We start from the raw sequence: 26,719 nt of genomic DNA, 5'->3' as shown, positions 1-26,719 counted from the left end.
GATTAATAAAAAGCTCAAAACGCCTAAGTTATATGTCGGCTTAATTTATAGTTTTATGTAGATTTCTGTCGAATAATCCCGAAAGCAACGGGAAGGAAAGACATGAGTATGAGAAGGATGAAAGGGGAGGGATGAAAAAGAAGAAAGGAATGAAAAACGGGGATCGGTAGTGGTTCATCCAGACGATCTTGTTTATAATGGAATGAATTGGAACTATGGATGGAAAAGGGGGATTATCTGTGAGTGAGTTATGGCATGCTTCAATACAGGGGGTTCCATGGAATGCCGAAAAGATGCACCAGGCGGTGCATCTGTTGCGCCGCAGAGCAACGGTTCATTTTCGTGTTGACGCGGATACATACGAGGACCTTGCCGAGCTCGATGCCAAAGTGTTCTTTGCCCGGCCGGATCTGATCCTACACATATCACATAAGGACCCTAAAGGGGTATATTCATCCGGATTTTTGGGGCGACTGGCACAGTTGAAACATGTGTCTGCCTTGCAGCTTGATCTTTCGCAGGCACAGGATTTGACGATTCTGGGTGCGATGGAGCAACTGCAGTTTCTAAGATTGAATTCACCTGCAAAGGCGACCGTGCTCGATTTTATTAAACACTACAAACGATTGACCTTTCTTGAACTGCGTGGCAAATTCAACGGATTTGCTTCCATTGCGGCATGCCTCCAACTGCATACGCTCATTCTGAACTGCACGGTCGAAAGTGCTGATGTGTTGGCGGAACTGCCTATGCTTCAGTATCTGTCCCTGGATCACTGTGAGTTAAAAGGGGGACGGGATGTATTGACACAGTCAACCATCTCGATGTTGAAGCTCAGCTCTGTTCGCAAACTGACGAGTATTCAGGGACTCGAACAGATGCGCGGGCTGGAATATCTGCATCTATCCTTGCCCAAGCTGGAGCATTTATGCGACTTTTCCCATATGACCTCTCTCAGACAGCTCGAACTGGACTATATGAAATCGTTACGGGATACCACACATCTATGGACAGCCCGTGCTTTGGAGTCTATTGAACTGAAAGAGATGAATACGGCGCTCAAGGCGGATTCGTTTGCTGGACTGACCGGGATGGAGCACTTGCGTCAAATCGATTTTCGTTTTATTGATGTTAACAAAGGACGAATTGCAGCTATGCGTGATCACCTGGCCAAGGCTGGAAAATCCCATTTGTTATATGAAAATATCCCTGAGCATGAACGCCTGAATTCCATAGGTATTACACACTTGTCGCATGTATTAATTTAAACGGGCTTCTGTCCAGCGTGTGTATACAGAGCGCACTCCGGTGAACGGACCGATTGAGGCGTGTAGATGTCATTGCTATCTAGGTGTTCGTATCCGTTAATGCAGGCATGTTGATCTCTTTTACGCAGGCCGCTTTGGACAAGCTGATGATACATCGAACGATGGCGACCATATCCTGCAGGGGAATGCGGGTCCCATCATACTCGGCCAGTGCACGTTCCATCCCGTCTTCATACGGAATTTCTGCCGCCAGTTCTCCCGGGTTGATGCATGTCACCGCGATGCGGTCATTCCTCGTATGTTCTCTTAGAGCTTCCGTAATACCCCGTATGGCAAATTTGGAGGCGACAAAAGAAACCTGGCTGCTGCCTGCATTGCTCAAACCGGCTGTTGAACCGATCAGGATAATCTTCCCTGCTTCAGACAGGCGGAGCTGAGGCAGTAAAGCCTGTATACATACAATTGTAGAAGTCACATTCACATGGATCAGCTGACTGATATCTGCGGGTTCATCCTTATCAAACGTGTAGTGCTCTTCAAATCCTTCCTTTTCCCAGATCCCCACGTTATAAATAAGCACATCCAACGTCTCGCCTTGAAGTTGGCTGGCAACTTGCTCTGCGGCCTGAAGCTCGGAAAGATCAGCCTGAATCCATATTCGCTCGACGCCATCCTCCACGGACAGACTTTCCGGCTTGCTGCGGGAGACCCCCCAGACCTTATCACCGGATTGTGGCACGCCTCTGACAAATGCATCGCCTAATCCCTTGCTTGCACCAAAGACAATTATATTTTTCAAATAAAGCCCTCCTTATCAATTAAAATTTAATAATATTTACATTAATCTATATCTTACTATAGAGGTGATATATGGAACATGAAGTTTACATGAGGTATGCTTCATCCTTATCAAGATTCGGGATTTTTGAAGTTGAAAGGTGAAGCTCTTCATAAAAAATGTACTGAAAAAGACCTGGCTCCACACATGGTGAAGTCCAGGTCCTGATCAATAAGTGAAAAATTAATAACCGAATAAAACTACATTTATTCTACGCGGAAATAATCGAAATCTGCATATCCTCCGGTAGACTTCGTTGCATAATTGAATAGTGCAAACCGGTATCCCATAAAGTGTGGCAGGGTGTAAGACATTTGAAGTGTATTGCCAATGTTTGTCCAGTTGCTACCATTCAGGCTATAAGCAAAGTAGGCTTTGTCGGTCTGGTTCGTAAAATCACAGATGACGCGGAGATAGATTCTGTTCTGGTTTAATGGCACAGTTGCTACTTCAGTCATGGTGCCGGAACTGGCATTAGTCATAATAATGGATTTGTTGCTGCCTGTCATTTTAACGCCGACAAAACCATATTTGGCCTGAAAAGCAGCGAGTCCAGCATAATCACCATCCTTCATGCCGGCTGTATCCAAAGCGGTCATCCCTGTGCTTTTTGGACCAAAGGTTCGTTGTGTCAGCGTGTTGCGGGCTTCTAACAGGTTTTTGCTGATTTTGCCTGCGGTTAACCGCATGAAACCGGGCCGCTGGAGCAGGGACCAGTTGGCAGCATCAGGGTTATGATTCCACTGCCAGAAAGTAGCGAGACTGGATGTACCAGAAGATGAATTGCTTGTCAGGGAGAGGTCATCCACATAAAACGCCATCAAATCATTGGTCGGGTCCGGATTCGAGTTATACGGTGTTTCCACAAAAATGAAGCTTTGGGACAGGTCTGCATTCGACGGAACGGTATACGTACCTTGAATGGTACCCCACTGTCCACGGGTTAACGTCGCACTGCCCATAATGGTAATTCCGGTATAACTTGCACCGTTCTGGATGCTAAGATTGAACGTTTTGGTTGCAGGACCAGTAGTGTATTTGATCTTTGCCGAAAAAGAGTATGTTCCTCCCGGTACCAGCTTTCCTGTAACCATCTGTTTGGCTCCGCCTGCTGTCTGCTGTCTGCCGCTGACGAGCAGGCTTTTTGTACCGCTGAATGCTTCGGCATTTGTTACGGTGATGTTTGCCGTATTGTTGCTGGTCCACGGCTGAATGCTGCTTTCCTCAAAGCCGCCGTTCACTAACAGTTGCGTTACTGAGGGTATGCCTGATGTGGATGCGTTGAACTCATCGGACCCGTAGATTTTGGCGGCAGGCTGACCTTCAACGGGCATATTCATGTTAAGGGGAACCTTGCCGTTCACCCCAAACACAGGCCAGTTATCCGACCACGTGACTGGAACGAGATAGGGGATGCGTCCAATGGCCCCGCTATCACGAAACAGCAAGCCGTACCAAGCGCCGGATGCGGTATCCACGATGCCTCCTTGGGCGATTCCCGAGTCTCTGAGTACAACTTTACCTGTGTATGGACCTGTCAATGTGTTTGCACGATAGGCAAGCTGAATGCGACCATCACCCGAAGGCCAGGCAATCAGGAATACATAGTACATACCATTGATCTTCTGAATGTGTGCTCCTTCTGCCTTTACAATCATGTTGGAGCCGGCAACACTACTCGCGTTTGGAATCAGGACCTGATTGAGCCCGCCGGACTTGACGGCCTTGGCATCAGGTGTCAGCTCAACAATACTGATGTTATCACTGCCATGAACAAGAAAGGTTCGATTCCCGTCAAACAAAAGGGAGGGGTCATGGTAATAACTGTTCAATGTGTAAGGTGTCCATGGCCCTGTTTCAATATTGCTGGTTTGGTAAATATACGTCTTGCCCGTAGAAAGCGAGCCAAAGGCCACATAATATATACCGTTGTTGTACCGCAAGCTGCTCGCCCAGGAACCACGCCCATACTCGTTTTGTCCATTGTTCAGATTCTGTATATCCCCGTTTCCAAGCGTATCGTATACATAGTTTACGATGCTCCAGTTGACCAGATCATAAGACTTCATGACGGGTACTCCCGGATTCATGTGCATCGTTGTGCTTGTCATATAAAATGCATTGCCCACCCGAATGACATCACTGTCAGGAACATCCGCGTAAATTACCGGATTGCTGAACGTTGCTGCGGAAACAGATGGACTTGTCAGAGGGAGTGATGCTATAAGCAAAGGAAGAGCGAGTAGAAGAGTACTCATTTTTTTCCACATATTCTATCCTCCCGAACGATCATGTCTCTAGAATTATTGCGAATGTTCAAGGTAATCAATATAGGCATCCCATGTGCTATTATCCGTTGTTACGACTAGTTTAACTTCCTGATCGCCTGTAGCATGTGTGATGTTCGAGAGGGTCTGTACGGTCGGTTGTGTTCCGGTAAAGTAGAATGAACCTGCAGTTACACCCCCGATGACAAGATCGACACGTGCAGTATTATTGTTGTTGGAAGCACCGCGGACAGAAAAATTATGGGTCGGGAAAGCATAATATTGATTGTAGGCTGCATAATCATTGTTCCCGTAAAGAGCGACTCCATTAAAAGGGGAACTGACTACGCCAGCGTATTGACCGCCAAGCGTCATGTTTTCCGTTTCGATTCGAGTAACGGACGGGTTAGGATTGGGGTTACCGCCCGAACCGGATGTGAACTGCCAGTAGTCCAGTTTGAACAGATTTCCATTTCCCGAGCCTGTAAACACCAGATACAAACGATGTACCCCTGTAGCGTTGGTAACATTGGTCTCCATCTCGCGCCAAGTTTGCGAACCGCCAGTTGAACTTACGTTAAGTGTTCCAACTAGTGGGCCTGTCGGACTGTCCAGTCGAACCTCGATGTTGCCATTTCCGGTAGAAGCGACATTGGCCTTGAATTTGGAGGCTCCAGCTGAGCCAAAATCAACATTGCCGACCGCGATCCAATCCCCGTTATGAATATTAGTGACATTCTGATTGGCTACAGGTCCACCGCTCGCTTGACTTGGTTCAGTGTTAATTCCTGCTTGCCAGCCAATGGTTTCCGCTTCCACCCGGACATACGGGTTGAGGTTGGACGTTTGGGATACACCAGTCATGTTACCCTGCACTTCCTGGATGGAGCCATCCGCGTTGTGGGTCAGCTTATTGATATGTGTGGAACGGTACCCTTTGCCATCACCGAGGAATGCCTTACTCACCGTTTGTGCATGGTACGCCACATACCATGCGTTGTTGAACTGAAACACGGCATGGTGGTTATTGCCGCCTACGCCGAAGAACGTGCCGGGATTTTTCAGGAAGTGTCCTTTATACGTGAAAGGTCCCATCGGGCTGTCGCTGACCATGTATCCGATCTCACCTTTTGGATATGCAGTGGGATGTGTTCCCGCGAAGTTGATACAGTAGGAGTAATAATATTTGCCGTTATACTTGTGGATGCCAGAATCTTCGAACATATAAGGAGAATCAATAGTCACAGCACTGCCCACCACACTGGTCATGTCGGCACCGAGACGAATGACCCGAGCTGTTTTGGGATTGGCAATGGAAGCAGCGTTGGTATCGTTCGGAATGCCGCCGCCAGCATACAAATAAGCAGAGCCATCATCATCGACAAGTACAGCCGGATCAAAGAGCCAAGTTACACCGGACATACCCGGTGTTCCGTGTGTCAGGAGGGCACGTCCGAGCGGGTCGGACCACGGTCCAATGGGGGAATCCGCCGTGAGCACGCCAATACCTCCACCTGAGTTGGCAAAATACAGGAAGAACTTTTCTTTGCCAGCAATGGTTTTCTTCGCCATGGCAGGAGCCCAGGACTGGGTAGCCCATTTGGCAATTCCTTGTCCATTATTGGCATTATTCGCACCTGCTACCGGGATGGAGCCATGGTCTGTCCAGTTCACCATGTCAGCTGAAGAGATGACGTTAATTTTCCCGATCGTGCTGTACTGGTTCTCTTTGACAGAGCCGTCACTGTTATACAGATATGCATCACCTGTCATGTAGACATAGACCCGATTGTTATGGACGAGCACATAAGGGTCGGCTCCCAGTTTATGATCGATGAGGGGATTGGAATTTCCAGGAAGTTTGGCAACGGCTGCATTGGCTGCATGGCTCGATTCAACGGGCAGGGTGACAAAGATTAGCAGACAAGACAACAACAAAACTAGCGGTTTACGAATCATACGTTTCGCCTCCATGAGATTGGATTAGTTGGTGAGCTGAAATTCAGAATAGCAGTGATGATGAAATGCCGAAAAAACGAAGAGATTTCCCTCATGTCACCCCCTTCTTGAAATAATGGTTAGGTTGGCTGTTAGGTTAAGTCTTCGTGTTGTCATATATGGTTTAAGCCAGACGACCTGTGCACCGGGTACGTGGTCACGGCAGCAAGGGGAGTGGCTATAACCCGAAGTAAGCCTGCATCTGTGTGTACGATTAGAAAAGCTATAATCTGTCAGGTTTCTTTTTGTAATCGCTTTCAATAAAATGTGTTAGAACACTGAAATTTGGCGAAGAAAGAGGATTGGTCACATTTAAATGTAATTATTTTTCATATTTTCTTTTAAATGTTTATTATCTTGACGATATCATATCACAATTTTAAGATAATACAATCTTTTTCTATTTTTTAGTAGAAGATGAAGAAGTTTATTATTATTCTATGTGTTTAACATTGGGCTTGATGATAAAATACGATCTCATATTCTATAAAACTACACTTTCAAGCAGCTTTACCCGCCCCATGAATTAGATACGAAAAAAAGACGTCTTAAGCTGTGACCGTTTCCCTGGAATCTACCGGGGGGGCGGTCATTTCGTTTTTTTCTGGAATCGATCCTGGTTATATAACAAAATACTCGCTTACTTGTTGTTCAACTTGCACTAGCATAATTTCATCCCCATGTTGTACATATTCCAGTTTTTGTATAGCTAAAAAGCGCAGAAGGTTGTTGTTTATTGATATTGGTGGATTGCCCCCTGTGTTTTGTCCACACCGTTGATTGAGTGTTTGAATATTACTATCTAGTGAGCTTATGCCAAATACTGCTAGAGTCAGAGGTTCATAAAAGGTGGGATGGGAAAAATGGCTATTTTGTCAACTGGACCGATTGAAAACAATCCGGTTTCCGGGGTTAGACCGACACAACAGGTAACTATTAGATTGGTAAGTCGGGCTGATGTGGATTCTGTAACAGTATCCATTCAGGGTTATGTGTTAAGCACAACAAGAACGCTGTATGTGAGTGAAGTAATCGGTATTGCCCCTAATGAAGCAGTGACCAGAAATTATTTTGCAGATTTAGATGCTTTTGAGTTTGTTTTTGGAACAGATGTGGAAGGCGTGGAGGAAGTAGAGATTTCAGTGTGGGGCAAACAAGCCTCTGGACAATTGGTTGATGCACACCGGGTGGTGGAGCACGAACAAACAGTTAATAACAGCTAAAAGATAAAATCTACTCAAAAAGGAGATGTAGCGATGAGCTTTTTATCAACAGGGCCAATAGAAAATAATGCTGTTAGCGGTGTAAGGCCGACTCAGACAGTTACAGTCAAAATTGATAACCGCAGTGATGTGACTACCTCAACCATACAAATTCAAGGGTATTACATGAGTGGTGGAATGAGGGTTCTGTATGTCAGTGAGTTTTTTGACGTCGCACCCAATCAAGTAGTAACCAACAACTATTTTGCGAATCTTGATGCCTTCGAGTTTACTTTTACAACAACAGCGACGGTTAATGATCCTGTGCAAGTATCCGTATGGGGTAAGAGCAGCACAGGCGCATTGGTAACAGCCCATCGTTTGGTTTCTTCCGAATTGCTGGGTGAAACCCCAAGCATCAACGGAGCTACAGGCGCAACCGGAGCAACAGGAGCGACAGGCACAGCAGGTACAACCGGAGCAACAGGAGCGACAGGCACAGCAGGTACAACCGGAGCAACAGGAGCGACAGGCACAGCAGGTACAACAGGTGTAACCGGAGCAACAGGCACAGCAGGTATAACAGGTGTAACCGGAGCAACAGGCACAGCAGGTGTAACAGGTGTAACCGGAGCAACAGGCACGGCAGGTACAACGGGAGTAACAGGAGCGACAGGCACAGCAGGGACAACTGGAGTAACGGGAGCGACAGGCACGGCAGGTACAACGGGAGTAACAGGAGCGACAGGCACAGCAGGTACAACGGGAGTAACGGGAGCAACAGGCACAGCAGGGACAACTGGAGTAACGGGAGCGACAGGCACAGCAGGGACAACTGGAGTAACGGGAGCGACAGGCACAGCAGGGACAACTGGAGTAACGGGAGCAACAGGCACAGCAGGTACAACGGGTGTAACCGGAGCGACAGGCGTATCAGGTACAACGGGTGTAACAGGAGCGACAGGCACAGCAGGGACAACCGGAGTAACGGGAGCACCAGGCGCACCAGGCACAACCGGGGCTACGGGTGCAACAGGTTCTGGAACAATTATTCCTTATGCATCAGGACTTCCCGTTGTCTTGACTACAGTTTTGGGTGGACTTTTGAATACTTCCAGTTTAGTTGGTTTTGGCAACAGTGCTACCGGAGTAAGTGTTAGCGGAGGAATTATTGATCTCACAGGCGCTGCAGGCACATTGCTTAACTTTGCTTTCTCGGCATCGCGTGCAGGAACGATTACTTCACTGGCAGCTTATTTCAGCACGACAGCCGGACTTAGTTTGGTTGGATCTACAGTAACCTTAACTGCACAATTATTCCGATCCACTACACCTAATAACTCCTTTACAGCTGTACCGGGTGCATTGGTAACCTTAGCTCCTCCACTGACCGGCATTTTGGCACTGGGCACAATATCCAGCGGGGTGACTACAGGACTGAGTATTCCGGTATCTGCCGGTGACCGCCTGCTTATGGTGTTCTCAGCATCAGTAACAGCCGGAATTGATGTGGCTACAACCGTAGCCGGATATGCAAGCGGCGGCCTTACCATCACTTAACGGAAAATCAGCTATATCACAAGTTCATAAACAGGGGCCCCTTGCGTTCATGGTGAGAGGTCCCTGTTTATGTGTGTGCTTTTGTTTTCAAACTCTCTTCAAATGAAAGATAAGGACTATACAAAAACATAAAAAGACGAGGATTGCTCCTCGCCTCGTACATACCGTGGTCTACTCAATTTCACTCCGTTTTGGTTAGGGTGTCTACCACAAATTTAAGTTGGGCTTCCAACGAAATTGGGTCACTAAACACGAAGCCACGGCTTTCCTCGCGATAAACGTGATTATTCTGGACAGCAGGGAGGTTATCCCAGATAGGACCTTCAAAAACAGAATCCCCACTCTCATCACCTGTCCATCCACTTTTGAGTTTTTTTTGGATTTGTACTTCACCGTTTCCTTTACAGTCTTCCAAAGGCTACGATCAATGCCAGAACTATAAAAAAAGATATTTACGCCGAGCTCCCGGTACTCTTTACGCCAAACATGAAACAGCATCCCGAACAGGGTGACCGTAGCCAAAGCGATTGCGGCGATAGGTGTAAGCACCGGAGTGATGTTCAGCGCCCAAGGCAAAACAAGGCCCAGCGCTCCGAGTAGCTCCGCGATTCCGATCAAAATAACTAGACTTTTTGGCACATCATTGACCCAGGCCCAGGTCTTTTTTGACGACTCGATACGAATGGTTTTCATCCATCCTGAATATATGAAACCTAGGGCCAATATGATTTGCACGATCCATAACGTTACATTCATCTTTTCTTATCCCCTCACTTGCTCGATTTTAATATCTGCCTCTATACTAAAGTGAGAAGGCCCAATCTGGAAGTAGGCACTTAAACCTAACCAGGTAACCAAAAGTATACCCGGGTATGGTCAGAAAGTGAGGAATAAGAATGACGGTATATTGCAAATTCGGAACGGCCTTGGATATCCTTACGGGTAAATGGAAATCTTTGATTCTTCTACGACTGCTGAGCAACGGTACAATGCGGTTCAGCGAATTACAAAAAGCCATTCCAGATATTTCAAAAAAAATGCTGACCCAGCAGTTAAAAGAACTGGAGTATCACGATATTGTGCATCGCGAAGTATATGCTCAAATTCCGCCTAAGGTCGAATACTCGATTACGGAGTACGGACAGCTCATGAAACCTGTGCTCCAGACAATGAGCGACTGGGGAGCCGGCCATATGCAGCATATGGAGAAGCTGTACAGCGAAGAAGACGAAAAAGGAGCACACCCATCCGAACCACGGAGAATCGATTCCTTGGGGGGATAGGGTGACAAGGGAGAGTTAGTTTTGAATAAACAAAAAATTGTGATTATTGGTGCAGGGATTGTTGGGGCGTGTATGGCCTATCATCTAGCCAAACGAAATCAAGATGTAACTGTTATTGAACGGCACTCAGCCGCGGCGCGTGAAGTCACGGAAAAGTCATTTGCCTGGATACATACGACGCATAGAGTGGCTCCTGAATACTGGCATTTGTACGATGCATCTGTGGAAGAATATCACACCCTTCAGCAAGAGTTGTCCGAACTGAACATTCATTGGCATGGTGCGCTAACTTGGGACACTCCGCCTCTAAGGGATCAACACTTTCAAAAATTAAACCGGGAGCAGCTTGAGGCATTGGAGCCCAATCTGAAGGAATATCCGGATGAAGCCATGTTTGTCAGCGAAGAAGGTGCGGTGGACCCTATAGCGCTAACGGAGCTGTTGTTGAGCAAAGCGCAAGAGTACGGAGCAAAGATTCAGTTCGACACCAACGTTACACAGCTGAAGCAAGAGGGTTCCCGTCTGGTTGGTGTTCATACATCCAAGGGTTTTGTGGAGTCGGATGTTATGGTATTGGCCGCAGGAACAGGTACACCCGAACTTTGTAACCCGTTAGGTTGTCACGTGCCGATAACTTCGTCACCATCGATTCTGATTCGGATGAAAACTGCTAATAAACTGATACACACATTAATCTCCAATGCGCAATTTGAAGCGCGTCAACTGACAGATTATACGCTGCTGGCTGCGGAAGATTATATCGACGAGTCGGAGGCAAACGGACCACAGGCAGTCGGTAAGCGAGCTTACGACACATTGCGTCGCAGTCTCAAGCACGGTAATCAACTGGAACTGGAGAGCATAAAAGTTGGATGGAGACCCATGCCTGAAGACGGTTATCCGATTGTGGGCTTCCATGATCACATGAATGGACTTTATCTGACGCTAATGCATTCTGCAATTACGCTGGCGCCGCTGATTGCGAATCTGGCTGCAAGTGAAATTATTGATGGCAAATCAAGATATGAATTAGACCCTTGTCGCCTCTCACGGTTTTAGAATCACCACACAACGAAAAGTACATCGCTCAAGTGGCGATGTACTTTTCGTTGTGTATATTTGTTGGAGTCTTCTACACTTCCCCAGTAGCCACCGGATTCTCCTCATAACTGTATTCGCAGCCACTGGCGATTGGCAATTCCATGCTAGCTATTCATCTACCTGTGAATCTCGCTAGCGGATTTGGCACCTTGACTTTCAAGCCACGGGATCAGTTCGGATGAAAAATTACGTTTTGCTGTGTCCAGTGGAGTCATTCCATCCCAGCTGGCTATCCAGTTCAGTTCGGCGCCTTGGTCAAGCAAGTATTCGGCTGTTTCTCTTTGACCTCCATGGCAAGCACACCAGAAGGCAACGCTTACTGCATCGGGAGGAGAAGGGGAGGTGCTTGTTCCCCAAGGATAACGTTCCGGGAGTTTGGCTACTTTAAAATGTTCTTGTATAGCGTGAATATCTCCAAGGGCAGCCGCATGCCAAAGGGCAAAGATCGCGCCACGCTCAACCAAGCGCCGTGCTGCATTCCATTGTGCAAAAGCAATAGCATCATCCAGCGGCGTGCCACCGGCGATCACCGCCCCAGGCGCTTCAATGTCTGCGCCAGCATCAAGAAGGGCATCAAGCACTTGAACATCATTGGAGCTTGCAGCCCAATGCAAAGGTGTCTCGATGTTTGGACCGACAAAAGGAGCGTTCACTTCCGCACCGAACTTGGTCAATACTCGCACGGCATCCGCTCCATTAGGGAAGTGCCCCGGCCAATCCGTCACCACGTGCAGCAGCGTTCGAGAGATACTGGAGTCTGCATCTACGTTGTCAGGCTTTCTTTCCAATATTCTTATGTTTGCCAATCCCGGATTCTCTGCCAGCAGTTGCTCTAACGTTGGAATATCTCCAGTGTGAATGGCTTGAATAACGCTCACTGCAAGTTTTTCATCTTCGTGAATAAACTCCATGCTCAAATCTCCTTCCAGGCTTATATCCATATTCATGAAAGCATCTGAACTACACATCTGGCATGATACTCCGCGAGCCCCCTAGCGAATTGTTGATCGGGGAATTGTCTGTGAAGCAGTTTCAGTCCTCCTGATATCAAGGACAAATGATGGCAAAATCGATAAAATGTCATCCGCTCCGGGTCAAGATCGTTATTTTTTAAGTAATGATAAAAGTCTCCAAATCGAAACTCCAGAAAGCTATGCTCATGTTCGAGATCGAAGAATCCTGCGCCCTCAATATCAATAAGGCATGGTTGCATAGCATGATCTATCCATATATGATCCGGACCTAACTCTCCATGAATGAAATTATAGAGATCTCTAGGTTGAATTGCTGCTTCCAATTCGCAAAGTTTCTCAAGCAACCTTTTGTCATTTTTCCTTATATCTTTCATGTGTTTGGATGCATAGGATAAGGCTGTTTCGGCATCCAACCGTTGAACTTGGTAGCAAGGCCCAGCCTTTTTGCTGTTATCGTTGGCGTTTCCATAAACGTTTCTTTGGATTCCATGCATATTAGACAACATATCCCTGATCCGTTGAAACAACTCATCCCGATCTTTGTGATTTTTATGCTGGAAATACGCTTCGGCTTTCTGTCCATCCACATACTCAACAAGAGCAAAATCATAAGAGTGCCGGTCTCTATCGTTATTTAGATCATACAAGATTGGTGTTCGAATTCCATGTTGAGCGAGAAAGCGAGTATTCAAAGAGAAAAGTTCGCTGCCATAGGAACTGTGGAAAGTGGGTTCATTCAAGATCTCTTCTTGAAAATAGTTGCTGGAAATATCCCAAACATACAGCATACAAGTGAAACCATTCGTGCAGTCAATTTTGTAAATGACTTTTTGTGCACCTCCATGTATTCTTGCGCTCTGCGTTATGAGGTAACTGGCGCCAAATACATGTTGCACATAATCCTGTAATTCTTCACGAGTAAGATGGTTGTTGGACATCATCGACTTAAGCTCCGTTTCAACTGTATTTTGCCGGCCAGCAACCTAAATATATAGAACATTTTCCCAAAAATATAGACTGTTTCTTTTCGATCTGTTAAAGTGTTGATTAAGGTCTGTATATCGATATGTATATCAAAGCAAGGGGTCGGGTACTCACGTTAGTGGGTGATCCGGCCCCTATTTTGCATGCAAGTTGACTCTCTGTTGACTATATATGACCAATGATTTTAAGGAGCTGGGAAGCCATCTTACATTTCAATGAAAATCTTTTATTATGGAACAAGGCATCTATTAAAATAATGGATATTCGCCATATAACTATGCAAAGGAAGGAGGGACTTCACTCCTATCGATTCCCTGCGAGCTGTTTCTTATACACGGTGCGTGGCAATGCTGTTATACGGTTGGATGGAAAAGATCATCAGGTCTCACGATTCCATGTTTTGCATGGTGGGAAGGGCTGTTGCCTGAACATTTTGCCTGTTGAAGAGGACCTTGAATATTATATGATTTATTACAAAGCCATCATCCCGCTACCTGAGCGTCAGGATATTCTGGCCTTGATGGAGCACCGTAATCCCTTCAAGCTTCAATACGGCTTTGCACCTGATCAGCCTGTTTCCTTGTTAAGCAAAGTACAATACATGATGACAGCTTGGGAAGAGCAAGAGGCACTGGAACAGTTCCATGTAAAGTCATTATTTTATCAATTTGTATACGAGTTGTTATGGCAAATCCACAATGGGCGCGTGCCAACAATAAAGCCAGATCTGGTAGCGCAAATGAAATACTATATGCAGGAACACTATGCTGAACCCATTACAATGGACTTGTTAGCAGAGCTTATGGACAGCAGTCCACGTCATTTATCAAGGCTATTCAAACGCCAGACTGGTTGTAGTCCGATTGATTTTGTCATTCAAAATCGAATGAACAAAGCGAAGGAACTGCTGCTTACTACAGATGCTACTTTACAGGAAATTGCCAAGGCTGTTGGTTATCCGGATGGTTATTATCTTGCTAAAATATTTAAAAAATATATGGGGATTGCACCTATTCGTTATCGAAAGCAGCATGAAAGTCCTAATGTACCATCGACTGTGGCACGATTAGGCATTGTACAGGATCTAACTTCCTTATATATTGATAATGATTATCATAATCATAATCAGCATATATTTGAGGAGGAATTATTGATGTACAGAAGTAGAAAGACACCCTTGGCTATCACATTATTACTTTGTTTAACCCTATTGCTCAGCGCTTGTTCAACTGGTGGGGTAGGAAGTCCTGCAGCCAATGAAGGTTCTCAGAAGCCAACGAATCAGGTAGCGGCCAACAACGCTAACCATACAGATACACAATCTCAAATGAAGACTGTAACCACCTTAAAAGGGGATATTGAAGTACCGGTTAATCCACAACGAGTAGTTGTCCTGTATTTAATGGGTGATTTGCTTGCTTTAGGCGTTAATCCTGTGGGGATCTCTTCTGTAGAAGAAGGTGCGGCTTTTGCGAGCGAGCTGGAAGGTGCCACCTCATTAGGAGCATTTAATCCGGACCCGGAAGCAGTAACTGCGCTTAATCCCGATCTCATTATTGTTACCAATGAAGAAATATATGAAGGACTTAAAATGATTGCCCCTACAGTATATATTCCTTATGACCTGCCAGTAGAAGAACGTATGAATTTGCTTGGAGAAATTCTGGGTAAAGAGGGACAAGCTCAGGAGATGTTAGATAACCTTCACAAAAAGGTTGAGCAAAGCAAGGAAAAACTTGAACAAGCAGGTATCTTGGATAAAACCGTCACAATTATGGAAAGCAACAAAGGTTCCATGGCTGTAATGACAGGCTTGGGCTATGGCCGGGGGTCGCAGATTATTTATCAATATTTAGGGATGAAAGCACCTGAAGTCTTGCAACGTGAAATTGAAAATGCAAGAAACGATGCAACAAGCAAGGACGTTTCTTATGAAGTATTACCTGAATATGTGGGTGATTATATATTCCGTTCTTCCTTTGAAGGAATGGTTGATCTGTCAGACAATTCAATTTGGAATAACATCCCCGCAGTCAAAGAAGGACGTCTGATTGATATGAGCTTTGGTTTATTTTTCTACAATGATATTTATTCGTTAGACAAACAGCTTGATTTTATTGTGGATAACTTGCTTAAAACCGCGGAGTAATTGGAGGGGCCGCTTAACCTGTATAATTGATTGAAAGGCACTTTATTTGGAAAGGAGACATCATTCTTTTGAACTATTATTTTCTGGAATCTCAATATCCACGTAGAGGGTTTATTAGTGGCGGAACAACCTTCACTCCCCAATTAGATATGAATTATTTGGCGATAGAGAATCCGTTTCCTGAGGGGACAACGGCAGAGGTTGAGTTAGTGTCTACGGTACGCAACCTGAACGTAGATTATTTTGAGACGATCACAGGAACGAGACACGTATCAGATCTTTTTAAAACGCTGTTGGAGGAAACGAAAACGAATACACAGTTTATTCCAACAACGGTGTGTTACCACGACGGTCGTGCGGTTGAAAAAACCTATTGGACTGCACATCAGCTTGATCGTTTGGATGTTTTTGATTATGAACGTTCGGAATATGGGCGCAAAGCGGTCATTGCTGCATCTGTACAACAACCTCCACGTAAGATCGTCAAAGTTGTATCTCGAATCTGCCTTCATGAAGAGCGAATTGGCGAGCATGAATTTTTTATGCTGGATTATATAAATATCTTCAAACCCATTGTTTCAAAAGATTTTTACGAAGTATGCCGAAAACATAGGCTGAATCTGAACGTTACAGAGGTCGGAAATGTAAGCATCTAAAATAATACATGAATATAATGAAAACACAAAGAAGCCCACGTTTGACGTGGGCTCTTAGTCTTTATTTTTCCCCGATAGCCACCGGATTCCCCTCATAACTAATCCAGTAACTCCAACTTCCGGATTACAACTTCACATTTGAGTATCCCGCTTCTTCCAGTGCAATCACGTGTGGACAGGTGATTAAGCCTGAACCGGAGTGCAGTAGTATTCCTGGGGCGGGTTCATAAAAATCAAAGACATACATAGTTTTCCTGTAACTTAATTTCGTTTGTTCAAATCTCTGAAGAAGGTTCCTTAAGTTTACTAAATGTATTTAAGTTTTACATGACCTAGTTGTGGTAAGTATATTTACATGTTATTTATATTTATAAGTTTATTCTTGGAATGTAGTTCATTTATGTTATTTTTGTTAACAAAAAAATATTGTTGTAAATTTATTTATATGTTAGTGTTTATTTGTGTTAGAAAATATTACATAGGATAGAGGGGGAACATAATGTTTATTAACCGAACGATTAGGAAATTTGGAGTTTCAGTAGGGATTATAAGTATGTTTACATTTGCTCTACCTTCAGTGGGCTTTAGTATGCCACTGCAACCAACAACCATCGATAAGGTAGAAGGTGATTATTATGTAACGTCTGCGATTGAGAACATTCGCTGGGGATCACTGCCTAATCGAGAAAGCTCTCCGATTCTTACTGTACCATCAGGAAGTGCTGTAACATTTGATACGGTATCGCATGAGGGACTGATAGAGGATCAAGGGAGAAATCCAGTGGAATACTTCGGCAAATTCGGGATCTCACCCGATGGAGTATTGGATGATGCGAAGGTGATTGCGGCTTCTGAGATTAAGCATGATTATGTAAAAGACGGACCTCATATTATCACTGGGCCAGTAGCGGTTGAGGGAGCAGAGCCAGGAGATGTTCTTAAAGTAGAAGTCCTTTCGTTGCAAACTCGAGTTCCATATGGTGTCATTTCTAACCGCCATGGTAAAGGGGCCCTTCCTAACGAATTTCCAGAAAATACAGGCCCACAAGAGGGAGCTAGCGCAACAAAACCGGAATTATATAATAATGTATCTATATTTACGCCTATTGAAGAAATCAACGGCAATTGGTATGGAGTATTACCAACAAAAGCTGGCAAAAATGTACGTTTCCCAATTAACCCGTTTCTAGGTGTTATGGGGGTTGCACCAAATACCAGTGAAGTTGTAAGTTCTATCCCACCTATTGAAACAGGAGGGAATATGGATATTAATGAGTTGGGTGTTGGTGCAACTATTTATTATCCGATTCAAGTTAAAGGCGGGCTATTCTATACTGGAGATCCACACTTTGCTCAAGGAGATGGGGAAGTAGCGTTAACTGCATTGGAAGCTTCCTTAAGGGGGACAGTTCGTTTAACGGTGTTAAAGAAAGGTGATCCATCACTACCACACAGTGGAGAATTTACGCAACCCTTTGCTGAAACAGAGGATTATTGGATTCCAATTGGACTGGACCCTGATTTGGATGAAGCCATGAAAGAATCAGTACGTGAATCGATTCAATTCTTATCCGATAAGCTTGATATGGATAGAAGTGTAGCATATGCGTACCTATCGGCCGCAACGGATTATGAAGTATCTCAGGTCGTAGACCGAACGAAAGGGGTTCATGGACTCATTCGAAAAACCGATTTCCTTGAACATGTTGACGTTGCAATGAACGTAGGTGGTACGTTAATCAAACCGGTTGTTCATAACAATGAATTCTACGTACCGATTCGAACAATTTCGGAGTTATTGGGCGGTACAGTAGTGTGGGATAATAAGACGCGTACAACGCAAATCAAATTAGGTACGAAAAATATAAGTGCTCAAATTGGTTCAGATGTGTATTCAATTAACGATAAACTAGTGTTCAATAGTAACGTACCTAAGCTTTTAAATGGCGAAACCGTAGTTCCGGTTTCTGTTATTAATGAAATACTAGGTGCTTATGTCAACTGGACGACGATCGACAAGACGTTAACAGCTAATGTATCGTTAAGTAAAAAGTAATAATAGATTTCATTATTCAACCGTGGTGGACAGATGTCCATCACGGTTTTTCTGTCATCATGAATGACTCCGAACATAGAAAAATACATCGCCGGGGCAGATAAGCCACCTAGCGATGTATTCAACATCAATACGCTGCTATACGTCTTTGTCCGCTTCCGAATTACCTGTAGCCACCGGATTCCCCTCATAGCTAATCCAGTCGCTCCAGCTTCCAGAATACAACTTCACATTCGAGAAACCCGCTTCTTCCAGCGCAATCACGTTAGGGCAGGCCGAGACGCCAGAACCGCAATACACGATAATTGCACCATCCTTGTCCAGCTTACTGAAACGCTCTTCTAACACCCCAGTATCTGTCCAACGTCCATCCCAATCCAACACATCTTTCCAAAAATAATTCACCGCACCCGGAATATGTCCGGCCTTGGCATCAATCGGTTCCTCCAGACCCGCATAACGGCGAGCATCACGGGAGTCAATTAGTACGGCACTGTCACTTGCCGATGCCTGCTGAACATCATCAACACTTGCCAGCATGGCTGGCTGCACATTCACCTCAAAGGAAGACGGGATCTGAACTGGCTCATCCACGGTCACCGGGAACTTGGCGTTTTGCCAAGCAGAGAAACCTTCGTCCATGATATACACCTGTTCATGACCGATATAGCGAAGCAGCCACCATAGCCGAGATGCATTCATTCCGCCTTGATCGTCATAAGCAACAATACGACTATTGGAGCCGATGCCAGCTTTGGAGAGACGACTTGCGAGCACAGCCGGATCAGGAAGCGGGTGACGTCCTCCGTGCGCAGACACAGGAGAAGAAAGATCTTTTTCCAAATCGAGATAGACAGCTCCTGGAATATGTCCAGCTTCATAGGCTTGTCTTCCAGCCTCCGGCTGACCGAGCAAGAATCGGCAATCTGCAATGACGACATCCGGTTCATACATTCTGGCGAGCAGCCAGCGCATGGATACAATATTTTTCATCAAAATACACCGCCTTATGAGAGTGGTAGAGTCGTTTATTACTATGATTTACGAAAAAATACGTTATACCGTTGTAGGTTCAATAGGCCCTTTTCCCGCAACAGAAGCTTCTGTTGAAGCAATCTGAGGTTTGGTTTTGCCATATCGAATGAAAATCCATACCCCGAATATGATGACGACCCCGGCAGACATCTGTAATGCACTGAGGGATTCGCCGAGCAGCATCCAGGCCAGTAATGAAGAGAATACGGGTTCCCCAAGTACGCCCATGGATACCGTTGTGGCATTCATATATTGAAGCAGCCAGTTGAAGAGATAATGTCCAAAGATCGTTGGCACAATGGCGAGCAGCAGGAAGATTCCCCACTCTGATGCAGCGTAACCTCCGAACGGATGGCCCATGATCAGATTATATACCGCCAGCGTGCAAGCAGCCACGAAGAACACCCAGAAGTTATACGAAAATGCACTAAGTCCCGCTCGCAAAAATTGACCCAGCAGCATATGAACGGCGACTGCGATTGTGCCAAGTAAAGACAGGACATCACCTTGCAGGGCAGTACCTGCCAACTGGAAATCTCCTGCGCCAATGACGATTGATCCAAGCAGGGCGATGCCCATGCCGATGATCATCATGCGGTTAATTTTGGCTTTGAACAGCCATACCGAACCGGCAAGAATCAGTATAGGCTCCAGCGCGAGAATAACTGTGGAACTGGCAACACTGGTGAGCCGTAGCGAACCCATCCAGAGCAGAAAATGAAGGGCCAGCATCACACCGGATGCAAGCAGCAAGCCCCACTGCCGTAAGCTTAGACGCATCATCTCATGTCTGTATTTCCAGACAAACGGAAGCATTAGCAGGTTGGTGAGAAAAAGACGGTACATGGCAATGACCGCAACATCTGCGGTAGACCAGCGTACAAAGATCGAAGAGAAAGAAATGGCAATAATGCCGACAAAGAATAACAGATAGATGGATCTGCCGGCACGGTTCAAGCTTGTCATGGGTGTAGCTCCTTCTTGAAGTCTGATAGCGTAAATCACTTCATTATACAGGAGAAGACAACCGCAGGAAAGATAAAGTGAACGAAGAGATAAGTAGATTGTAACCGGGCTTGTAACTATTCTGTCATTCTCCCGATCCATTTTTCTATTAATCTTCTATATAGAGACATGAAACGAGATAATATACCAATAATCGGGAAAAAATGAAAGTAAGGAAGTGGCATGACAGTGAGAGTTCAACAAGAGAGAGCGGGAGAACGTGGCAGTATTCCGCCTAGCACAAGTCGCACGAAAACACATAAACGAAGAAAAATCCGGTATGGAAGGGTAATCATAGCTCTAATGCTCCTGGTTCTGTTCGTTACCGGTATTACATATGTATTCTTTGGCATGACGCATTGGATCAAAAGCGTTGTGGCGCCGCCTCCGATTACTGTAATCGAACAGCCGGCCAAGCTTGGCATGATACAAGTTACTCCTGATGCGAAGGAGGAGCCGGCACGGTTCCAGGGCCAGGTTCGCAAATTGGCTTACATAACGTTTGATGATGGGCCAACTGAATATACAGAACAACTGCTGGATATATTGAAGCAGCATGAGGCGAAAGCTACCTTTTTCATGATCGGACGTCAGTTGAATCAGCATCCGGAAGCAGTGAAACGGCTGTTGAAGGAAGGCAGTTATCCTGGGCTTCACAGCATGACGCATAACTATAAAAAGCTGTATAAGAGTGGCAGCTCTGCGAACTTTGTGAAAGAGTTCAAGAAAGAGCAGAAGATGGTGCAAGACCTGATTGGTTTTACACCTCATCTGATTCGTGCACCTTATGGCAGCAGTCCACAGATCGGTGAAAAGTTCAGAGGTGACATTGCGGCGGCTGGATTCAAAATGTGGGACTGGACGACAGATTCACTCGATTGGAATCTTCCCGGTCAGCCGGACAAGATTGTGGCCCGGGTGAGCAAAAGTGTACATCGTGATAAGGAAGTGATTCTGATGCATGAGCGGGAGCAGACGGTTCAGGCTTTACCACGCATTCTGAAGTTACTCGAAGATCGGGGTTACGAGTTCGAAGTATACGATCCGGATGCACACTGGGTAGCCAATTTTAGCGGAGATACCCGCTTGTAATATAACAACAAGATGATGCAAGAGAGGAAGGACTTGGGTGCTAACGAGTAAAAAAGTGGCGCTTGCGGCAGTCAGTGTATTGCTAATTCTGCTGGCGAGTGGTTGTGGAGATCCGCAGGAGCCTGCGGCAAATCAGATAAACCAATTGGTGCTCAGCGGTCAGGAGATCGATCAGAGTTTGAAGACGCTGGCCAGTCATGAGCAGGAAGATATGAAGTTATACAAGTCTATTTTGGACAAAGGCAAGAACAAAAATAGTGATCTCGAAGCACTATTGGATCAGGCAGCAGGTCATATTCATGAACGAAGAACGTTGTTGAAGCAGGCGGAAGAGGCCATGAAACTGACCAACGAGAAGACGGTGGCTCTGCGCAGTTCCCTTAAGGAACTATCATTTGAAAAAGAAGAAACGTTGGCACAGGCTGAAAAGGTGCTGGATCAATATGAAGCAAGAGCACGTGCATTGGAAAATTTTGTTGCTTCGTATCAGTTGAGTCTGAGTGCCGATGAGCAGTTGTATGATCTGATGAGAGAAAGTGCAGAACCTAATCTTGTTAAGATTAAGCGAGCCATTCGGGTACGGAATAGCGAATATGCGAAGCTTGCTGAATTCCGAAAGCAATTTAACCTCCAGACCAAAGCATTTAACGGTGCCAATGCCAAACTGGTACAGATGGATCAGGCCAGCTGAGCAGAGGATCTGAGCAACCATTCAGACATTTTGCATGATTGAGCTGCCTGTCTCCCGTGTAAGTACTAGTATACAGCCAAGCCAATGGATGAGAAGCAACATGGACAAGCATCATTGCGTATAAGCTAACGGAGGTGTTCATATGCGAAAAGGAAATACAATGAAAGTCAGTGCATCACTCCTGGTTTTACTTATGGGATTCTCGCTTGTGGCTTGTGGGAACAGTAATCCTGCTGCACAGCCAACAGTGAATAATACGGAAGAACAGTCACCAGCACTGGAGCAACAACCAAATGAAAGTGCTGCAATAGAAGCAGAAGGTATTCTGACTGGATGGGCTGATCCGCATACCGTTGAGATTCGAGTGAATGAGAAGCCGATGTCATTCCAGGTGAGCGAAGATCTGCAGAAGTCTCTGGATGATATCGATGACGAAGATTCCGTTCGTTTCAAATATGTAGAGAAAACGATTGATGCAACAACGAAACAGTTGGTACTTACAGAGATTGCAAAGATTGAATCGAGTGATGACAATAACGGTTCCAATGCAGGCGGTACAGTAACGTCCGATCGTCCGAAGACATCAGAGCTGGAAGTGACGGTAGAAGGAATGACCGAGAAACGCCCAGTGAAACTGGCACAAGCGAAAGGTTATTCACTTTATGTGTTTGAACCGATGGCTTTTGACGCCGAAGACCATGAATTAACAATGAAGATTGATCCGGATTATGAGGTAGAGATTGAGAAGCTGCCGGCGAATTACAATCTGGATGCGCTGAAGATGGATGCCAAGGAAGAGTTGTCCGAGACCGGAGAAGTGAAGCAATTAACGGCTGAACAACTCAGCAACGGCTCGATGAAGGATGCAAAATTATACATGATGTCCCAGAATGATAAGAAAACAGAGTACTTTATCGTGAAAGAACTGGACGGCAATGGTTTCATTTTCCACATCCAAGCACCTATTGGTGAACCTTCGGAAGGTTTCCTGCCCATGGCATATGCATCCCTCAATTCCATTATGAATGAGTAGAAAATTAAAAAGATTCCCTAAACAGCGTGTTTCCTTGAGAGAGGAGATACGCTGTTTTATTAACGTTACTACAATATAGATAGATGTGCCGTGCCACGCCGTGCATAGACAAATAGCCGGAAGGAGCGATGCTGCTGCATAGGTTCCTCCCGGCTTCTTGGCCGTGCTTCTATTCAGTTTGCAGGATCAAACCCATGCCCTGATCCGTTACTCAGGTTAGTATGGTCGATTCCTTGCGTCCTCTGAGTTCCTGATAACGGGCGATTACATTCTGATGAACGGGATGTTCGTCGGGAATTCCCATGCGCTCACGGATGAAGGCGGAGACGCCATCTTCGCGAATCATGTGTTGTAGTTTCATGGCTTCCTCGTCGCGCTTGTCATTAAACAGCATTGCGGCCGCCATAGCAGAAGTTAAATGAGGAATTTCAATTCCGAATTCACTGGCTTGCATCGCTGGGCGAACAAGCCGATCATGAGGTGAAAGCTTGCGAAGGGGGGAACGTCCGACCCGGGTAACCTGATCCGTCAGGTTGGGATTGGCGAAGCGTTCCAGTATGGTATCGATATATTTGTTATGCTTCTGAGCGTTGAATCCGTGCTTCTGGATGAGCATCTGACCGGTCTCTTCCATAACATGACGCACCTTGGCCCGCAGGGTAGAATTACTCATCACCTGGCGGATCGTCTTGAATCCTTCGAGATAGCCGAAGTATGCAGCGACACAATGACCTGTATTTACCGTAAACATTTTACGTTCAATGTAAGGTTCAAGCGAATCCACATAGTGGACGCCATCTATTTTCTTAAAACCATCCAGAAGTGCTGGACGATGAACGACCCATTCGTAAAAAGGTTCAACAGTGACCTGCAGCGGGTCTTTGTGGTTTTGAGCCGGAACAATCCGGTCCACAGCTGCGTTGGGGAAAGAAACATAACGTTCGGCTTTTTTGCGAGTTTGTTCATCTAAAAATGGATAAATGCGTTTCTTCAGCCTGGTGCTACCACCGATGGCATTTTCGCAAGCGATAATATGCAGTGGAGCCTGATTATTGTTTTTCATGCGAAGTTGAATGCCTTTGGCGATCGGTTCGGCGATATCTCCGAGTGCAGATACCCCCACCGCGGTTGTGATCAGATCGGCTGAAGCGATCTCTTCAGCAACGAGATTCTGCTCACTCACATTGATAGCCGTCACGTTGTTGACAATCGTTGTATCCTGATCTCTATTGGCAAGGGTAATCGGATATTCCTGTCTCTCTTGAAGCATGGAGATTTTCTTCGGGTTACGTGCGACAAAGCAGACTTCGTAGTCGGAAGCGGACAACATATGACCGATAAAACCGCGGCCTATATTGCCCGCACCAAAATGTACAGCTTTCATGTGTGGACTCCCCCTTTAAGGATTAAATCGCGAAATTCGTGCAGACCTTAGACGGTAGTGACGAGTGGCTTCGAAATCAAATCGTTAAATGTAAGGTCAGTCAAGCAAGACAGCCGTTGGTGAGGCATATCGAATTCCAGTGTTCCTGTGATGGTATTCGAGATGACTACGCAGTGCATACCAGCCGCAGCAGCTGCACGCGCGCCGTTAGGTGAATCCTCAATCGCTACGGCTTCGTCTGCAGTTACTCCAAGGGCTTCAAGCGCTTGAGTATAGAGTTCCGGGTCAGGCTTCACATTTGCAACATCATCTGCCGTACGAATGACTTCAAAATAATCTTTTAGTTTCAGTTGTTCCAGATGTTGTTCAACCCACTCACGTTTTGAGCTGGATGCTACAGCCAGTTTCAGCCCGGCTTCACGTGCTTGTTCAAGATATTCCTGAATACCAGGACGCACCTTTTCTTTGTTCATCAATGCAGCGTGCTGCAACTGAACGGATTCCCTGAACGCTTCCCGATCGATCGGAAGATTCAAATCTGTGATGAGGTACTCATATGGATTAAATGTTTTCAGACTGGTACCGATGCATTGTGAATACATCTCCAGGGTTAAATCTACGCCGTGTTCCTTGTAAGCATCACGAAAAGCAATATACCATGCTGTCTCTGTATCAATAATCGTTCCGTCGAAATCAAACACCAGTGCCTTAATCATAAATTTGTTCCTCCTGTTTCAGAATTAGTTTGGGGATAAAAAGTGAAAATTTTCTGCAAATTCATTCCCTGTATTCATTAACCTGCGGGATATTAGTTGACGCAATACACCGAAAATGAATATTAATTTGGGAAAAAATATGCGTTTTAAGCTAATAAAACCGTAACATAGGACAAACCGAAGGGTCAAGCGCGTCATGATTGTTTACATTGAAAATTTTCACATATATGATTTGTTTTCAGAAAATGATGAACGTTGCAAACCGTTAACCCTTTTGCATGTAAGCGGTGTACTGAATAAACTGTTTTTACAGCTCAAAAAAATAAAACTTTTTTTATGAAAATTTTATAATCTGGTAGTTCAACAGCTTTCGACACTTTTATAATAGAAGAAATGGAGCTGAATTTATTGGATTTTATTAGCTTTACGCCAGATCAGGCCCTGTGGGAGAATGGAAGAAAGGTTCTGAAAGTATATGGAGTAAGGGAGGAAGACAAGCATGTTGCAAAAGGACCGTTTTAATGGCTGCTTCATCGGGCTTGCAGCGGGTGATGCGTTGGGAACTACCGTGGAATTCAGCAGCCCGGGCACATTTGAACCCGTAACGGATATCGTGGGTGGCGGTGTATTCGGGCTGGAGGCAGGGCAGTGGACAGATGATACATCCATGGCTCTGTGTCTGGCAGAAAGTTTGGTACGTAAAGCAGACTTTGATCCTGCGGATCAGATGCGAAGATACACCAATTGGTACAAGGTCGGGTATATGAGCAGCACAGGCGATTGCTTTGATATCGGCGGGGCCACAAGAAGTGCCTTGGAGAGGTTTGAGATAACTGGAGAAGCCTACAGCGGATCAACTGACCCGATGACGGCGGGCAATGGCTCTATCATGAGGCTTGCACCTGTCGTGATGGCTTACGCTAATCAACCTAACGAGGCGGTTCGTTATGCTGGGCTGAGCTCCCGGACAACACATGCTGCAACGGAAAGCGTGGAAGCATGTGAAGTGCTGGCCGCCATAATTGTTGCCGGTCTGCGCGGAGCGGACAAGAGCGTCATGCTGATGCCGGAGACATGCAGACAGTGGAGGGAAGAACCTACTTTTTCGCCCGCTATTGAAGAGGTTGTTATGGGTTCCTATCAGAGCAAAGAACCGCCGGAAATTAAAGGCAGTGGTTATGTGGTTCGTTCACTTGAGGCAGCACTATGGGCGTTCTATAAGTCCTCAAGTTTTGAGGAAGGCGCGTTGTTAGCTGTTAATCTGGGTGATGATGCGGATACCACGGGTGCGGTGTACGGACAAATCGCAGGTGCTTATTATGGATTGAGTGGTATTCCGGCACACTGGCGGGACAAGCTGGCTATGCGTGAAACATTCGAACAACTAACAGATGCCTTGTGGTTGAAGGCGACAGAAAATCGTTGAT

Annotated in this window: 22 protein-coding genes and 1 pseudogene; 12 read left to right on the top strand and 11 right to left on the bottom strand. The window is 45.6% G+C overall.

Translation table 11 applies throughout. From position 1 onward, the window contains the following. The first annotated feature begins 239 nt into the window (after positions 1-239). Complete coding sequence (locus tag J2Z28_RS01470) at positions 240-1,268, top strand: leucine-rich repeat domain-containing protein (protein ID WP_211080892.1); 1,029 nt, start codon at positions 240-242, stop codon at positions 1,266-1,268. 79 nt (positions 1,269-1,347) lie between these two features. On the opposite strand, the gene J2Z28_RS01465 is transcribed toward J2Z28_RS01470, so the two are convergent. From J2Z28_RS01465 to J2Z28_RS01455, 3 genes are all read right to left on the bottom strand, one after another. Continuing rightward, on the bottom strand, positions 1,348-2,067 hold the full coding sequence (locus J2Z28_RS01465; protein WP_211080891.1) for an SDR family oxidoreductase: 720 nt from the start codon (positions 2,065-2,067) through the stop codon (positions 1,348-1,350). A gap of 245 nt (positions 2,068-2,312) precedes the next feature. Then, entirely contained in the window at positions 2,313-4,376 is a 2,064-nt protein-coding gene (locus J2Z28_RS01460; RefSeq protein ID WP_211080890.1) for a beta-xylosidase family glycoside hydrolase, read from the bottom strand. 33 nt (positions 4,377-4,409) lie between these two features. Then, positions 4,410-6,332 (bottom strand): carbohydrate-binding protein, encoded by a 1,923-nt coding sequence (locus tag J2Z28_RS01455; protein ID WP_211080889.1) that lies wholly within the window; start codon positions 6,330-6,332, stop codon positions 4,410-4,412. A gap of 902 nt (positions 6,333-7,234) precedes the next feature. Between J2Z28_RS01455 and J2Z28_RS01450 the strand changes: the two genes are divergently transcribed. Together J2Z28_RS01450 and J2Z28_RS01445 are read left to right on the top strand one after the other, a co-directional pair. Then, complete coding sequence (locus J2Z28_RS01450) at positions 7,235-7,594, top strand: hypothetical protein (protein WP_211080888.1); 360 nt, start codon at positions 7,235-7,237, stop codon at positions 7,592-7,594. Positions 7,595-7,627: 33 nt separating this feature from the next. Next, complete coding sequence (locus tag J2Z28_RS01445) at positions 7,628-9,133, top strand: exosporium glycoprotein BclB-related protein (protein WP_211080887.1); 1,506 nt, start codon at positions 7,628-7,630, stop codon at positions 9,131-9,133. A 204-nt stretch (positions 9,134-9,337) separates the two neighbouring features. Here the strand turns inward: J2Z28_RS01445 and J2Z28_RS31000 are convergent, their stop codons facing one another. Further along, positions 9,338-9,889 (bottom strand): DoxX family protein, encoded by a 552-nt coding sequence (locus J2Z28_RS31000; protein ID WP_244988033.1) that lies wholly within the window; start codon positions 9,887-9,889, stop codon positions 9,338-9,340. A 140-nt stretch (positions 9,890-10,029) separates the two neighbouring features. On the opposite strand from J2Z28_RS31000, the gene J2Z28_RS01435 reads away from it, so the two are divergent. Both J2Z28_RS01435 and J2Z28_RS01430 read left to right on the top strand, forming a co-directional pair. Next, positions 10,030-10,416: a winged helix-turn-helix transcriptional regulator gene (locus tag J2Z28_RS01435; RefSeq protein WP_100529012.1), complete on the top strand. Its 387-nt coding sequence runs from the start codon at positions 10,030-10,032 to the stop codon at positions 10,414-10,416. A gap of 21 nt (positions 10,417-10,437) precedes the next feature. Further along, complete coding sequence (locus J2Z28_RS01430; protein ID WP_211080886.1) at positions 10,438-11,475, top strand: NAD(P)/FAD-dependent oxidoreductase; 1,038 nt, start codon at positions 10,438-10,440, stop codon at positions 11,473-11,475. A gap of 158 nt (positions 11,476-11,633) precedes the next feature. Here the strand turns inward: J2Z28_RS01430 and J2Z28_RS01425 are convergent, their stop codons facing one another. Beyond that, positions 11,634-12,428, bottom strand: coding sequence for an ankyrin repeat domain-containing protein (locus J2Z28_RS01425; RefSeq protein ID WP_244988032.1), 795 nt, complete (start codon positions 12,426-12,428; stop codon positions 11,634-11,636). A gap of 32 nt (positions 12,429-12,460) precedes the next feature. Beyond that, positions 12,461-13,432 (bottom strand): phosphotransferase, encoded by a 972-nt coding sequence (locus tag J2Z28_RS01420; protein WP_211080884.1) that lies wholly within the window; start codon positions 13,430-13,432, stop codon positions 12,461-12,463. Between the two features lie 404 nt (positions 13,433-13,836). Between J2Z28_RS01420 and J2Z28_RS01415 the strand changes: the two genes are divergently transcribed. Beyond that, positions 13,837-15,624, top strand: a complete 1,788-nt coding sequence (locus J2Z28_RS01415; RefSeq protein ID WP_244988031.1) for an AraC family transcriptional regulator — start codon at positions 13,837-13,839, stop codon at positions 15,622-15,624. A 68-nt stretch (positions 15,625-15,692) separates the two neighbouring features. Then, entirely contained in the window at positions 15,693-16,280 is a 588-nt protein-coding gene (locus J2Z28_RS01410; RefSeq protein WP_211080883.1) for an imm11 family protein, read from the top strand. Positions 16,281-16,341: 61 nt separating this feature from the next. Here the strand turns inward: J2Z28_RS01410 and J2Z28_RS30995 are convergent. Next, a pseudogene (locus J2Z28_RS30995) lies at positions 16,342-16,482 on the bottom strand (sulfurtransferase); the annotation flags it as partial. A 297-nt stretch (positions 16,483-16,779) separates the two neighbouring features. Here J2Z28_RS30995 and J2Z28_RS01405 point away from each other — a divergent pair. Further along, on the top strand, positions 16,780-18,336 hold the full coding sequence (locus J2Z28_RS01405; protein ID WP_211080882.1) for an acetamidase/formamidase family protein: 1,557 nt from the start codon (positions 16,780-16,782) through the stop codon (positions 18,334-18,336). A 138-nt stretch (positions 18,337-18,474) separates the two neighbouring features. Here J2Z28_RS01405 and J2Z28_RS01400 read toward each other — a convergent pair whose 3' ends face one another. Then, positions 18,475-19,329, bottom strand: coding sequence for a sulfurtransferase (locus J2Z28_RS01400; protein ID WP_211080881.1), 855 nt, complete (start codon positions 19,327-19,329; stop codon positions 18,475-18,477). A gap of 63 nt (positions 19,330-19,392) precedes the next feature. Then, positions 19,393-20,337, bottom strand: coding sequence for a DMT family transporter (locus J2Z28_RS01395; protein WP_211080880.1), 945 nt, complete (start codon positions 20,335-20,337; stop codon positions 19,393-19,395). Between the two features lie 228 nt (positions 20,338-20,565). On the opposite strand from J2Z28_RS01395, the gene J2Z28_RS01390 reads away from it, so the two are divergent. The 3 genes from J2Z28_RS01390 to J2Z28_RS01380 all read left to right on the top strand — a co-directional run bounded on the left by J2Z28_RS01390 (position 20,566) and on the right by J2Z28_RS01380 (position 23,192). Then, positions 20,566-21,468 (top strand): polysaccharide deacetylase family protein, encoded by a 903-nt coding sequence (locus J2Z28_RS01390; protein WP_235193735.1) that lies wholly within the window; start codon positions 20,566-20,568, stop codon positions 21,466-21,468. Positions 21,469-21,505: 37 nt separating this feature from the next. Continuing rightward, positions 21,506-22,159 carry a YkyA family protein gene (locus J2Z28_RS01385; protein WP_211080879.1) on the top strand — a complete coding sequence of 218 codons (654 nt, stop codon included), beginning with the start codon at positions 21,506-21,508 and terminating at the stop codon, positions 22,157-22,159. 142 nt (positions 22,160-22,301) lie between these two features. Further along, entirely contained in the window at positions 22,302-23,192 is an 891-nt protein-coding gene (locus J2Z28_RS01380; protein ID WP_211080878.1) for a hypothetical protein, read from the top strand. Between the two features lie 211 nt (positions 23,193-23,403). Here the strand turns inward: J2Z28_RS01380 and J2Z28_RS01375 are convergent, their stop codons facing one another. Further along, positions 23,404-24,576, bottom strand: coding sequence for a mannitol-1-phosphate 5-dehydrogenase (locus J2Z28_RS01375; RefSeq protein WP_211080877.1), 1,173 nt, complete (start codon positions 24,574-24,576; stop codon positions 23,404-23,406). Positions 24,577-24,623: 47 nt separating this feature from the next. Beyond that, complete coding sequence (locus tag J2Z28_RS01370; RefSeq protein WP_047843848.1) at positions 24,624-25,292, bottom strand: HAD family hydrolase; 669 nt, start codon at positions 25,290-25,292, stop codon at positions 24,624-24,626. Positions 25,293-25,791: 499 nt separating this feature from the next. Between J2Z28_RS01370 and J2Z28_RS01365 the strand changes: the two genes are divergently transcribed. Continuing rightward, positions 25,792-26,718, top strand: coding sequence for an ADP-ribosylglycohydrolase family protein (locus tag J2Z28_RS01365; RefSeq protein ID WP_211080876.1), 927 nt, complete (start codon positions 25,792-25,794; stop codon positions 26,716-26,718). Position 26,719: the final 1 nt, after the last annotated feature.

It is taken from the genome of Paenibacillus xylanexedens (assembly GCF_017874615.1).
GTDB classification, from domain to species: domain Bacteria; phylum Bacillota; class Bacilli; order Paenibacillales; family Paenibacillaceae; genus Paenibacillus; species Paenibacillus xylanexedens.
The sequence above is the reverse complement of the archived record's forward strand: the minus strand, read 5'-3'. Positions and strand labels throughout refer to the sequence as shown.